The sequence below is a fragment of the Phytohabitans maris genome (genome assembly GCF_031085175.1).
Taxonomy (GTDB): domain Bacteria; phylum Actinomycetota; class Actinomycetes; order Mycobacteriales; family Micromonosporaceae; genus Phytohabitans; species Phytohabitans maris.
The window spans coordinates 60,201-74,182 of the sequence record NZ_JAVHUY010000037.1 but is presented as its reverse complement, the minus strand read 5'-3'; the positions used below and the strand labels follow the sequence as shown (position 1 = coordinate 74,182).

Annotated in this window: 5 protein-coding genes; 4 read left to right on the top strand and 1 reads right to left on the bottom strand. The window is 67.6% G+C overall.

Translation table 11 applies throughout. The annotated features are described in order from the left end of the window. Window positions 1–336: 336 nt before the first annotated feature. Entirely contained in the window at window positions 337–3,057 is a 2,721-nt protein-coding gene (locus RB614_RS31655; RefSeq protein ID WP_308716350.1) for a type 1 periplasmic-binding domain-containing protein, read from the bottom strand. 740 nt (window positions 3,058–3,797) lie between these two features. Here RB614_RS31655 and RB614_RS31650 point away from each other — a divergent pair. The 4 genes from RB614_RS31650 (at window position 3,798) to RB614_RS31635 (ending at window position 13,954) form a co-directional block, all read left to right on the top strand. Continuing rightward, window positions 3,798–6,293 (top strand): tetratricopeptide repeat protein, encoded by a 2,496-nt coding sequence (locus RB614_RS31650; RefSeq protein WP_308716349.1) that lies wholly within the window; start codon window positions 3,798–3,800, stop codon window positions 6,291–6,293. A gap of 1,188 nt (window positions 6,294–7,481) precedes the next feature. Next, entirely contained in the window at window positions 7,482–10,433 is a 2,952-nt protein-coding gene (locus RB614_RS31645) for a protein kinase domain-containing protein (RefSeq protein WP_308716348.1), read from the top strand. A gap of 165 nt (window positions 10,434–10,598) precedes the next feature. Further along, window positions 10,599–12,317, top strand: coding sequence for a hypothetical protein (locus tag RB614_RS31640; protein ID WP_308716347.1), 1,719 nt, complete (start codon window positions 10,599–10,601; stop codon window positions 12,315–12,317). Further along, a complete protein-coding gene (locus RB614_RS31635; RefSeq protein ID WP_308716346.1) occupies window positions 12,314–13,954 on the top strand; it encodes a UvrD-helicase domain-containing protein in 1,641 nt (546 codons plus the stop codon). Before RB614_RS31640 ends, RB614_RS31635 begins: the two co-directional genes overlap by 4 nt. Window positions 13,955–13,982 lie beyond the last annotated feature (28 nt).

The window sequence follows — 13,982 nt, the reverse complement described above, 5'->3', positions numbered from 1 at the left end:
TTGGCTCCTTGGCCGCCGCGGCGTTTGGCCTCTGGCTGTTGTTCCGGTCTGTCGGTACCGGGCGTGCTGTTGGTCGCATGATGGAGTCGTGTACCAGGTGGCGGACATGCCGATGCTCGACGGGGCCGGCCCGTGGGCGTCGACCAGCATGGTACGGACGGCGTCGCCCGCCGTCGGCACCACGCGAGGATCGACCCTGACCGGTGATCATTCCTGTGTCACGGTGCATCTGCGGCGGCTAGTGCTCCTCGCCTGCCGTCGCCCGCGCTCATACGGGTACCCCATGCCGATATTCTCTGCCTAGCGCCAACCGGAATTTCGACAGCGCGCCGAGTGTCAGCCGGCCCCTAGCGCTGGACACCATCGACTCTGCGTCTGCTGCCCTACGCGCCCGCAGAAGCCCATCTGCACCGGTTGTTGATCTCCATGCACGCGCTGAATGGAGATCAGCTTGTCAAGCGGGATCTGCTGGTCCACGACGCCACCGAAGTCGATGTGGCCGCTCTCTCCGTCGAGTACGGCGTCGCCGTGGATGCCGCTCAACGCCTTCCACACGGCGGCAGCGGTGAGGGGCATTCGCGGTGCCGCGTCTCGTAGACGGCCGGTTGCCTTGAGGTAGAGGTTTACCGCGTCGAAGGCGAGGGCGGCGTGCCCGTCGAGCGAGGTGTTCGGGATCTGTGCGCACTCTTCTGGGAAGAGCTTCTTCATCGTGGTGTAGAGATCACTCGGACCTTTGCAGGACGCCGAGCCGAGTGTGAAGTCCAGGAACTCGTATGGGATCTTGGGGAAGCGGCTACGCCGGGATGCGTCGGCGCCGAGGCGGGCTACGTCGTCACCGGCGAGAAATACGGGCGGCTTCGTCCCGCACGTGTCGTTGGCGGCATCGAGGATCGCCTCGAAGTCCTCGGAGCGCCCGGTGAAGAAGACAATCCCTGGGTAGCCGCAGGTCTTCTCGCCCACGGTTCGCGCGCCGGGGTGGCCGGATACGTCGGCCAGCGTGCGTTCGGGCTTGAAGCTCTGCTCCTCGACCGTGAATCCTTCACCTTTGAAGGCATCGCGGGCGTCGTCTCGTAGGTTGTTGCTGTACTCGTCGGTGGGGTCGGCCGAGTAGATGACACGTACGCTCTGGACCGACAGCTTGCCTTTTCGGTTCAGGTGGCGGGCGTATGCGGCGGCGACCGCGGCCTCGCGGCGGTTCTGCGGTGAGACTTGGTAGTAGAGGGGCGAGTGGGCGCTGAGGGTGTCGGCGGACAGTGTGGTGGCGACCATCGGGAGCCCGACGCGAGTGAGTTCAGCGATGGTGGTGATCGTGTCTTTCCGGCTCTGGTCGAGGCCAGTGACCCCGACGATCGTCGGATCGTCGCGCTTCATTGTTTCGATCGTGCGCGCCACGACGTCGCCGAAGCGCATGCCGAAGCCGGCGCTGGCCGGGAAGATCCGTAGTACTGGGTCGTTGTCCCCGCGTCGGTCAAGTTGCCGGTGCTGAGCGCTGGCCGCGCCCTGGAGTTGCTCTCGTGCGTAGGACAGCGGGTTTGAGGGCTCCCCGGCGGGCGTGTTCAGCAGCGCCGAGACGTGTATGAGCGTGACGACGGGCCGTTCGGGGGCGTCGCGGTGGATCCGGTCAGCCTCCTCGTTCTGGTTGGCTATGGTCTCGAGCGTCATCTGCAGACGCTCGTCACTACTGCCGAAGGCGTACCCGTGCGGGGCGACGCCGACGCACTCGCCCGTCGACTGTCGTTGAAGCGTGGCAGCGTCGGGATCGGAACGGCTCAGGCCGCAGTGCCGCTCCTGCCAGTTGTGTACGGCGTTGATCGCGTAGGCGACTCCGCCGCCGGCCAGCGCGAGAACGACGGCGGCGGCGGCCACCGCGGCGCCGCGGCTTGCCCAGACCGGCGGTGGGCCCACCGTGAGCCGGCCGGCGGCGGTCGTGCGTTCCTTCTGCGCCTCGAGGTCAGGGTGCTCATCCGGCAGTGGTGCGTGTACCTGCACCGGCAGGTACCAAAATTCAGGACCACGACTGTGCCCCGCGCTTCGCAGACGCTCGCACCACGCCTCGTACGGGCCTAGTTCATCGTTCAGCCTTCGCACCCGTTCGTGCTTGTGTTCGGCCTCCGTGCAACTTGTCATGATCAGCAGAGGATCGAAGGCTCCGGTCTCGTTGCGTACCTCGACAAACGAACGCACCAGGGCCCGGCCGCTGTTGGCCGTGCTCACGCCCTTCAGGAACGCGACGCAGTAGGCGGTACGCCGGTGGGCGCGTCGACGCCAGAGCCGACGCAGGTAGGCAACCCGCAGATCCTCCAGAAAGGCATTGATCATCAACTTGCTGACCTGGGCTGGATCTTCGCGCCCCCAGCGGGGCTGGGTGAGCCGCAACGCGAAGCCGACGAAGGTTCCCGGATCGGCCGGCGCCATGTGCGGCTGACGCAACAGCCACCGGTACTCGCTGCCAAGCACGCGCCAAGCCCGTAACAGCACCAGCGGTATGATGTGCAGCCCGAGCAGATACGCCCACCAGGGCACCTGCCCCTGAAGGGTCACCTCGGTGCTCGGGCTGCGCAAGAATCCGAACAGTGGTCTGCGCTGGATCTCGCGGTCACGCAGCCGACGGAGCATGTCCTGGGCGTGCCGGGAGTTTGGTTCCTCGCCCGTGTGCGTCATCTCAAGCAGCCAGTTGACCAGTCCGAACCGCCGGAAACGCACCGGCAGGTCACGTCCGTGATGGGCTGAGGAGAACTCCATAGCGAGGCGCACCAGCGTTCGTCGGCACAACTCGGCTCGCTGCCACTCCGGCGTCAGGTCGGCACGTTCGGTGACTACCTGGCTCCACATCTCGTCCATGTTGATTGACTCGTACGGGACGTGCCGCGGCTGGGCCGTATTTAGCGCCTGGCCGACCTGCTCGGCAAGCACATCCTGATGGTCGCCGATGAGAATCAGAACGGGAATGCCGTCCCGGTCCCGCACCTCACCTGGCAACTCGCCTTTCCTCGGGCGACGCACAAGTCTGCCCAACAGCGCGAAAAGCCGGTCGGCATGCGCGAAGACAAGTTCCACGATCCCTCGTATTCTTTGTCGGCCAGCCGGAAACCAGACGGTCCCGCCGGGACCGCTCGATGTTCCAGCCGAGGAAACTGCGCAAAGATTGATCTCGCCATCTGGCAGGCAAACCCGCGTGGTCCTGCGATGTCGGACGAGACCGGTCGCTCGGCGATTCAAACCCCACCACGGCCTAGCGCCCAACCATTCGATCCGAGACCAGCAAGTCGAATTGCGCTGGTCAACACCGGATCCGCGCCGAGTTGGATTCAGAGGGATCTCGAATCCGCTCCGGGAGCACTACGGCGATGGCAAGCAGCGGCAGCTGACTTCAGGCTCTCGACCAGCTGATCAAACGCCCATCGCCGTGTCGCAGCACCATCGAGCAGGACCCTGACTTCCTCCTCTGCGGCCAGCAACCCACCATGTCATCAGCGTACAGTCATTTCTTGATCAAATATCAGTTGTCTTGCGGTGAGAGGTTACATGGTCGAGCCATCGAAGTCTGCCCCGTAACGGTTCGTTGGTTACACCCGGCTTACAGGATCATGACAAACCCCCAGCGTGGCAGTCCTATGGCGACAATGAAATTGCTTGTGATGAGGCGACAGAGTTCGGTTGCGGCATCTGATCTGCCGGGGATCACACTCCATTTCAGTGCTCATGAAGCCCCGCCCGGGGCCACTATGGTTCGCGCGGAGGTTAGAGACCGTCGCCTCTGTCGTGTCGGACCAGGTGTGTGTCTGAGGAAGGCAGTGATGGCATCGGCGGTCGCTCTCAGTTGGGTGCCGTTCGATATCGTTGCGTTTCGCGGGGTATCAGTCAGGGTTGTTCGCAGTGACGCCGGTGGGGTTGCGATGGAACCGAGGTTTGCCCGACGTGGATTTGCGGCTGGGGTGTCGACGGTATTGGCCATCCTGGCCGGGTTCTTAACTAACCTGGCCACGGCCGGCATAACCTGGCCGGTGGGAGCCGGGCTGGTTGTCCTTGCCGGGGGCTGGGTGGGCGTCGAGGCATGGCGGGCCCGTGATGACCGGGCGGTTGCCGTCGCGGGTCGGTCTGACAGTGCAGGCTTTGCGGTTGTCCGTCGGCCGCAGCGGTCGCTGGCTGCTCCGGTGGGGCTGTTGCCGCCACACATCCGCGGCCGCGACGGGCTCGTCGCGGCGTTGGCCGAGCTAGTCGACGCGCCGGATGGGCGAGTCCACGTCCTGTGCGGGCTGGGCGGTTGCGGTAAAACCACGATCGCGTTGACCGTCGCGCAACGGGCGACCGTCCTGGACCGGGTGTGGTGGATCAGCGCGCGGGACGAGGCGACGCTGGCGACGGCCTTGGTGGCTCTGGCGGTGGATGTCGGTGTCCCGCTCGCGAAAATCCGGCAGGCCGGCGCAGGGACTGGGAGCCTTGTCGATCTGATCTGGCGGCGTCTGGAGGTGTCGCCGCATCGGTGGCTGATGGTCGTCGACAACGCCGACGAGCCGCAGCTGCTGGCTGCTGACACAGCCGGTGTCGGCGACGGCACCGGGCTGGTGCGCGGCTCGCGGCGTGGGCTGGTGCTGGTAACCACCCGGCTCGCCGCCCCAGACGTATGGGGTGCACAAACTGTCCTGCACCGAGTCGGTCTCCTGAGTGACGACGACGGCGGGCGAGTGTTGCGTGACATCGCGCCGCAGGCCGGCACGCCGGACGACGCCCGGAAGTTGGCGGCGCGGCTTGGTGGGCTGCCATTGGCGCTGCGCGCAGCGGGCCGCTATCTGGACTCGACGCGGGCTCGGCTGGAGCGGGTACGCACCTTCGCCGACTACCTGGGCATCATCGATGTCAAGTTCAAGGAGGCAGTGGTCGGCTCGTGCGCGTCCGCCCGCAGAGATGTTGTGGTCAGCACATGGGATGTATCGCTGGATCTGCTTGCCAGGCAGGGGCTGCCGCAGGCGCGCCTGTTGATGCGCCTATTGGGTGGGTTTGCCGCCGCACCGATACCCGTGGGCGCGCTCGACGGGCCGGCCCTGTTCGGCAGCCCAGCGTTACGCCACTGGGCCGTCGACAGTCCACCAAGTCGAAGGACGGTCGCGGCGATCACGGCCCGTGCAGTAGCGAGGCTGTGCCCATCTACGCGCTACGGCAAGGAGTTGCACCAGCGCACGGTGACGGCATTGTGTGACCTCGGCCTGATCGACCTGATCGAAACCAATCCGACGGCAGCGGAGGCGGCCTGCCTTGCCACCCATCCGCTGGTTCATGACGTGAGCGCGGCCTGGCTGACCGAGGGATCCACAGCTGCCCGCGCGGTTCGCAAGACAGTGGCTGCTCTGCTGGCCGAGGCCACCAAGGACCGCGATCCCCACGACCCGAACCAGTTCGGCTGGTGGCCGACGGTGGCCCCGCACCTGACCCACGCCCTGTCCCACCACGTCGCACACCTACCGCGAGCAGACCGTGCGAGGCTCGTCAACGCCGCCGACCTTACGGTGCTGGGGCTGTGCCGCGCCGGCGACTTCCAGACCGCGCACGCCTTGGCCACCGCCGCGTTGAACGTCGCCGTCACCCACCTGCCCAGCGACCATCCCATCATCTTCAAGGCCCGACACCACCTCGGTATGGCGCTGCTCGAGCTGGGACTACACGAACAGGCCGAGGCCAACTACCGCACCGCGCTCGTCGGACGGCTACGACTACTGGGCAACCAACACCCGGAAACCCTGTCCACCCGACACAACCTGGCCGTGACGATGTACCTGCAAGGAAAATACGCACAGGCCGAGACCGAGCTGCGCACGTTGCGTCCGATCCGCGAACAGGTCGAAGGCATCGAGCATCCCCACAGCCTGCGCACCCGACACATGCTCGCCGAGGTGCTCATGCGACGTGGAGCGCTCGCAGAAGCCGAAATGGAGTTCCGCAGCGTACTAGCCGTCCTCGAACGCCTGCCCGGCATCGACCACCCAGACACCCTTCGCACACGAAGCAGCCTCGCCGAGGTCCTCGCCGAACAGGAACAGTACGAGCAGGCCGAGACTGAGTTCCACGCCGTGCTGGCCGGTCGACGACAAATCTTGGGCGAAGAGCACCCATTCACCCTCCGTACCTGGTGCCGCCTTACCCAAACACAGGCCCAGCGTGGCACGCGCGAGCCAGACGAACTCTATGCCCAGTACCGCGCAATTCACACCCTCCAGAAGCAAGTCCTCGGCCACCAACATCCCGACACCGCCGCCACCCAAGCCGCGATCGACCAGCTAGATCGCACAAACAGGTAGCCGCCAGAAGATCGGAACAGCAACCCACTCTCGGAGGCGATGCGCGGCCCACGCTCCGGCCCGGAGCTCACGCCGCGCGCATTCGGCCGCAACGTCGTCGTAGGCGCCGAGCAGCAGTGCGCGATGCCGGCGCGGAGCAACCAGCGCCGGGTTTCCTGCCCGCAGATGATGACTTCGGTGGTGGCGGCGACTCCAGACGTTTGGCGACGACGCCTTCCAAGCCTTGGCCGGCGGCGGCCATCAGAGGTCCGCCGCTGTCGCCCACCCAGTACGGCCGGGTCCGCACCGGGCCATCCTTCAGTCGCATACCTCCGGCAGCTCACGGCGTACCCGGTACGGCAACTCCAGCAGCAACAAACACGATTGCCCGCACCCTGAGCCGCGCAGGACACTTCGCCGGCAAATGCCGGCATGGTATGGCCTTCCAGCCGTAATCCCGCAACGGCATACCAGCAAGTACCCTGACGAGGTGCAAACTCCTCATCCGAGCCACTTTGTCAACGCGGTCAAGAGTGCGGCACGCGCATTTCGACTCGCACTCGAACAACGAGATTACCGCCTGAGATCCCTTGCCAAATTCCCACTCGGGGCATGCGGCGACACTTGCGAACTGCTGGGTCAATATCTAATCGACTCAAAGCTCGGTCACTGGGACCTCCGTCAGGCCGATCGACATGACCCGTACCGCACGCACGCGTGGCTGGAGCTGAGAGGACTACTCCTCGACATCACGGCGGACCAGTTCCCCGACGTGGACGAGCCAATCATACTCACCACCGATCATCCGTGGCACGATCAGTGGCGACCCACAGGGCGGAGGCGAACAGCAGATCTCAGCTGGTTTGATTCCTCAATACATGTCGACGACGCAAGGGCCGACTATGACCTGCTCAGGCGACGATCAGATGACCTTATGGTCTGACCTCACGACCCTTCGGCTTCCCAGTGCGGCTTGTCCCGCAGCGCCGGGGTATCTCATTTCGCGGCTTAAATCATGAGAACCTGCCGACTGCTTTTCATGTTCATAGTCCCCCAACTATCGGACCCTGCGCCGGCAACGTCCTACACAAGCCGTACGCCGATACGGTTCCCGCACCCGAGCCGTTCAGGCACCTGCGAACCTGCAGTGGCAAAATGGGGCCCGCGCGGCGGAGGGTGCCCGCGGGAATTTCCGACGGGTGGGCAGGCGTGGAAGCGATCTTCGACAACCGGGTCCTCGCTTCGCTGGCCGCGTACGGCGAGCTTCAGGCCGAGGAGCCGTCGGCGGAGCGCACGCGGCAACTCGCCGGCATGGTCGTACATCTGCTTGAGGAGTCGGGCGTCGACGCGGTGCTGCGGCTCCCGGACGTGCCCGCGGTTGCGTTCAGGTTCGACGGTCGTCCGTACCTGATGGGGCTGACCTGGGGCGAACGGGCGATGGACGGTGCGGGGACCGCCGACTTTATAGGATCGATCCGCTCCCGCGCGGAAGACGGCGCCGTCATGGTGCTGTCCATGTCGGGCTACGAGTCGTCGACGCCCGCCGGGATGGACGGCTCTGTCCTGTTGTGGGATCGCACGCACGTCGAAGCGGCCCTGTGCGGCCTCGTGTCGGTGTCGGATCTGCTAGCGGTCGCGGCGCGGGCCGCCTTCGTCGACGGTGTCGGGTACGCCCCGCTGGCGCGGATGCTCACCGTGGACGACGCGTCCACCTGTCCGCGGATGGCCACGCCGGATCTGCTGCCGCCGCCGTGGCCGGTCTTCAAGGACTCCTACAACGGCGTCCCGGCCACGCTGGCGTTGGTCGGCGAGGAGGACGGGTGGCCGCCGATCTCGGGTATCGCGGCACTCGACGTGGATCGCCTCGTGGTGTTGACAGAGCACGGCCTGGTCGAGCTGGACACCGCGCGCGGTTCGACGTCGTGGATCATGAGGCTCGCCGGTTGTGTCAACGAGCCGGTGGTCATGCCGGACGGGTCGGTTCTGGCGGTGTGCAACGGCGCCGTGGTGCGGGTGACGGGCGACTGGTTGGAGGCGGTCGCCGGTGGCTTCACCGGCAACGTGCACGTACTGGCCGGGCCCGACGGAGAGGCGTGGGTGGTGAGCGGGAGCGGGCCTACCTTCGGTGCGGGTCGGGGCACGCTGGCGTTGACCCGGATCAGCGACCGGGTGGGTGGCCAGCACCGCTACGACATCGAGTTCAACGCCGGCATCCACACCGCGGGTTGGCTGGCGGGGCGGAAGTTCTTCCTGGCGGCGGCCAGCAACTCCACTGTCATCGACCTCAACCGCAGCTCACGCGCCAGCCGGGACGACTGGATCCCGTCCGTCCATGACTACAGAGCCCACCTGCTCGTGGTCGACGGCCACCGAGTGATCACGGCGGCCGGCAACTCGACCGGCTTGGGTGTGACAGTTGTGCGGACGGACGTGCGTGCCCGCTCCAACGAGCTGCTCGCCGACCTCACCGTCAACTTGGTGAGCGGGTTGTGTGTGGCACCGGACGGCACCGGCTACCTGCTGGGCGACGTCTACGGCGCCCGTCACGGTCCGCGAGATCCGTGGCCGGTGCTCATCCGCCTGCCTGGCCTGCGCCCACCAACCAGTACGACAGCCGCGACGCCGCAGAGCCAGGCGACGGTGGCAGCGGGAGGATCAATGGACCCGTACGACGCTGTCCGGCTCGCCGCTCGAGGGGAGCGCCGGGACTACGCTCTCGAGCCGCGCCCGATCGACGACGGCGGCCAGGCCGAGGTCTTCCGGGCCAGGCACAAGCCGTCGGGCGTGTTCGTCGCCTTCAAGAGGCTTCGCTCGACCGCGCCGGATGCGGTCGCGCGGATGAAGCGAGAGATCGATGTGGCCCGCGCGCTCGGGGACAACCCGCACGTGATGGCGGTCCTGGATCACAGCGACAAATACGAGTGGTTCGTGATGCCGCTGGCGCAGGAGAGCGCGGCCACCGTCCAAGCGGAGCTGAGCCGTCCGGAGGCGCTGCGGCAGCTCGTGACCGCGATCTGCGAAGCACTGCGGCCCGCGCACGCGCTCGGCTGGATCCACCGGGATCTCAAGCCCGGCAACCTGCTGCGCCGCGACGGGGTCTGGACCGTGGGCGACTGGGGCTACGGGCGGCGGCCGCGGGGGCAGACGACGAACCCCGACCGCACCCGCATCGGTGCCATGCTCGGCACCGAGGGGTTCGCCGCGCCCGAGCTGTCGGTCGACGCGCACCAGGCTGGTCCGCAAGCCGATATTTACAGCATCGGGCAGATCATCGGTTGGGCCCTGCGGGGTGTGCGGCCGCAGGCGAACACACCCCTGCTGCCTGTGGACGGACCGTGGCGCCACGTGGCCAAGGAGGCCACCCTCCTCGATCCGGCCCGTCGGCCGGCCACTGTCGACGACCTGCTCGAACTGATCAGGCAGGAGTTCGACCACGACCAGCCCGGTGGCGGCGACGCCGCGGCGCAGTTGATGGTGGCCGCCAACCAGGGTGACGCAGCGGCCGCCGCCAAGCTGTTCGCGCTGGCCGCCCGGAGCCCCAACGACGCCGACCTCTACTGCGACGTGCTCGCCCGGCTCGACTTCGACGCGGTGCACGCCGCTGTGACGGCCGACCCTCCGCGGGCCATCGAAGTCGTGCACGCGATGAGGGAGCACCTCGGGGGCGATCTGTCCTGGGAGGAGGCTGCCCGGATCACTACGTGGTTGCACTGGATCGAGGTGTGGGCGGCCGACCACGGCGACCTCGACCTGCTAGAGGAGACCGTCGATGTGCTCCTCGCGTGGGACGCGCGCTGGGACCAGTGGACGCCACAACGACACATCCGGGCCTGGATGGCCACCCTGGAGGGAGAGCCGGCCGCCGTGGTGGCCCGCCTGCTCCGACGAAACCCCGACGCTGCCCGGCACTTCGCGGAACTCAACGAAACCGCCGCGTCGACGAGCGCATCCGCCGCGCTGTCCGGTAAGGACCCGTCGACCGGGCACCGTGCCGAGGCCGCCCAGCATCACCGCCTCACCGAGCAGACAGCCGGAGCGGCGGCAGACGGCCAGCACCAGACGGTAGGGCGCTCCAGTCGGAGATGCCTGAGGCAGATACCCGGGTCATCGCCAGGAGAAGCTTTAGGTCTTCGGACTGGCCGTGGCCGGAGCCGGATCTGAGGGGCCGAAAAGCGGCGGCGCAGTGGCTGGCGTGTGCGAGATGATGTCCATGACTTGGCCGCGTCTCCGCGCGGCCCGTAATCGTTGAGAATGCCTGGCCGATGGGTCGTACGCGACAGCTCGGGCGGCAGTTAGTCACAGTTGTGATTGGAGGTGGGCCTCGCCGTGCGTGTGGTCAGGGTCCGCTTGCAGCGCTTCCGCGGCTTCGCGGACATGGTGTTTTGCCCGGACGACCACGTGGTGGTGGTCGGCGAGCCGCGTGCCGGCCGGAGCGATTTGCTCACCGGGCTCCGGCGGGTGCTCGAGCCGCGCAGCACCATGGCCAGGCCGGATCCGTTGGATGTCCACCGGCCGTTCCCCGCGTCCGGTGAGGACGTAGAGGAGCTGACCGAGGTCGAGGTGACGCTTGTGGACCTCGGCGCGGTGGTCGAGCAGGAGCTTGAGGACTGGCTGGAGCTGACCGACCCGGAGACCGGCCTGCTCGCAGCCCAAGACCAGGCCGACGAGGCATTGTTGGGTCTGCGGTTGTGCTACCGGCTTCGTTACGACCCGGCGAGCGAGACCGCCGAACACTGGGTGGAGTACCCGAAGACCGGTACCCGGGTGCCGCGCGCCGACCGGGAGCTGCTGGCACCGATCGTGCTGGACCGACGCGCGCCGCTGCAGCTGCGGCCAGACGGGGTTTTCCGCCGGTTGGTGGCCGAGGCCGACGAGCCCGACCTGCTGGCCGCGTTGACCACGCTCGGCACGGACGTGGAGACCGCCACCGAGGCGTTGGCGGCTAGCAGCGCGGTCCGCAAGACCATCGAGGAGGTCCTGGATGCTGGTGCCGCGCAGCTGCTGGAGATGACCAGCAGCGCACCCGCGGACGAAGTCGGGTTCGCCGCGGACGACGGATCTGTCAGCGCGATCTTGCGCGCCTTGCGCCCCACCCTCGCTTTGGACGCCGCCGGCGCGCTCCCGCTGACCGCGCACGGCTCGACCACCACCGGTGTGCTGACCGCGGCCGAGGCGGTGGTCTCCGCGGCCGCGCCCGGGGCGATCGTGCTCGGCGACGACTTCGGCGACGACCTGGACGCCGCCTCGGCCGAGTACCTGGCCTCTCGGCTGCGTCGCAACAGCGGACAGGTGTGGCTGTCCACCCGCCGGCCGGAGGTGGTTCGTGCTTTCGTGCCGGAGCAGATGATCCGGTTGACCCGCAGCCACGGCGGGCGCCGTGCGCATCAGCTGGCCGCGACGACCGATCGCAAGGAGCGCGCCGCCCGTCGGTACCTGCACCCGCTCCTGCTCCCCGCGATGACGGCCCGCACGGTTGCGGTTCTGGAAGGCCCACACGACCTGGAGGGCTACACCGCGGTCGCCGATCGGCGGCTGCGTAGCTTGGGTATCGCGCCGCCAGCGGCGTATGGGGTGCGGATGGTCGCGCCGGCCAACGGTGACGGCGGCAAGGACGAGCTGCCGAAGTTGGCACGGCTGGCCGCCGCGCTCGGATTCCACGTCCAGGTGGTCCTCGACAACGACAAGCCCGGCGGGGACACCGCCCTCATCGCCGAGCTGACCGCCCTGGCCGAGCACGTGATCCAGCTGCCCGAGCGCTCCTCGGTCGAGCGAGCACTGGTGCACGGCGTCGACGCCGCGCGCTTGCGGACCGCGTTCGAACGGCTGGTGACCGAGCACGAGTTGGCCGGGATCGACGTCAGCTCGATCGACGACGCTGACCTTGAGAAGGCGATCAAGAAGGCGCTCAAGAGCAAGGGTGGGCTGCACCAGCCGTTCGTTGAAGCACTGCCGCCCGGCAATACGCCGCCGCTGGCGAAGAAGGTCCTTGACACCCTCGCCAACCCGCCCGCCACGACCGTGCTGGTCGAGATCGAGCTGCCATGACCTACAAGCCTGGCGATGAACAGCAGGAGATCATCGACGCCGACGACGCGGTCCTGCTGGTGTGTGGCGGTGCCGGCACGGGAAAGACCACCACGGCGGCGGCCGCGGTGCGCGCGCACCTGGAGCGTGTCGACCAACAGCGTGTCGCGGAGTTGCACGGTCGGGAGCGGCGGCCGGCCGCGCGGGCGTTGTTCTTGTCGTTCTCCCGCTCGTCGGTGGCGCAGATCCTGGACCGCACCGCCGAGGTGCTTGGTCCGTACCAGTCCCGTGTCGAGATCACTACGTTCCACGCGTTCGCGTGGCGCCTGCTGACCCGGTGGGGAGCCGTCATCGGTCTGACCGACCCGCAGATGCGCACAGAGACCGAAGCCAAGCTGTTCCGCGCGGACGACGCTGTCCGCTACCAGGACATGCTGCCCCGCGCGCTCGAACTGTGCGCGGTGCCCGCCGTCCGCGAGCACCTGCAGGCGCGGTGGTCGATCATCGTCAGCGACGAGTTCCAGGACACCGACGACCGCCAGTTCGAACTGCTGACCACCATCCGCGGCGAGGCGCGGCTGCTGCTGCTCGGCGACCCGAACCAATGCATCTACAGCACCCTGCCCGGCGTTGTCGGCGTCGGGCCCGAGCGGCTGGACGCCGCGATGGCCCTGGGCGCCCGCCGGCTCGACCTGCCGGACGTGTCACACCGAGATCCGAGCAACATCCTGCCCGCCGCGGCGGCGGCCATCCGCCGCCGCGAGTTCACGCACGATGCGGTCACCGCCGCACTGGACAGCGGCCGGCTACAGGTACGCGCCGGCCTGCCGTTGAACCAGGAGGCCGACGTCGTGGCCGAGACGGTGCAACGCCTGCGCGAGGAAGGCCACACCGTTGGCGTGTTCAGCCACCACATCGACGCGACCACCGGTCTGTCCGACCAGCTCACCCAACGCGGCATCAACCACGAGATCATCGGCCTGCCCGAATGCCTGACCGCTGCACTTGAGGCGCAGCACACGATGGTCCGCTTCGCTGCCGGGGTTGACGACTGGGACCTGGTACGGCAGCAGCTCGCGGTATTCGTCACCAGCTCGGTGCGCGGCCGGCAGGCGCCCGACCTCGCGTGGATGCTCCTCGGCCGCCCTGGCATGCCCGCGACGTTGGACCGGCGCCTTACCGAGCTCCGCGAAGCCCTGCTCGCCGACGGCACCGCGGACGCCGCCGAGCACGCCGCCGGCGCGCACGCCACCCTTGGCCTGACCCGTGGCCAGAGCCACTGGCACAGCGCTGCCCGACTGCTGCAACCGTTGGTCGCACGCCACCTACGCCGCCACCCCGACCCGGCCGACGCGCTCGAGCACCTCGCCGCCGCGATCGACACCCACCGCACCGGGCTACTCACCCACACCGTCGGCGAACCGGCGACGCCGGTCCAACTCATGGGCCTCTACCAGACCAAGGGCCGGGAAGCCGACGCCACCATCGTCGTCCTGCGCAGCAACGACTTCTACGGCTCCGAGAAGAAGGAGCCGTTCGACACCGGTTCCAAGCTGCTCTACGTCGTGCTCAGCCGCGCGCGCCACAAGACGGTCGTGCTGCTGTTCGGCGATGATCCCCAGCCGCTCGTCGCGCCGCTAGTCAAGCTGGCCTCCTGACATCCTCCCAAACATGTGACCAGCACTG

Bases quoted from the DNA above. Each gene is read 5' to 3' on its own strand.
- RB614_RS31650 (WP_308716349.1), top strand. From the start codon at position 3,798: ATGGCATCGGCGGTCGCTCTCAGTTGGGTGCCGTTCGATATCGTTGCG.
- RB614_RS31635 (WP_308716346.1), top strand. From the start codon at position 12,314: ATGACCTACAAGCCTGGCGATGAACAGCAGGAGATCATCGACGCCGAC.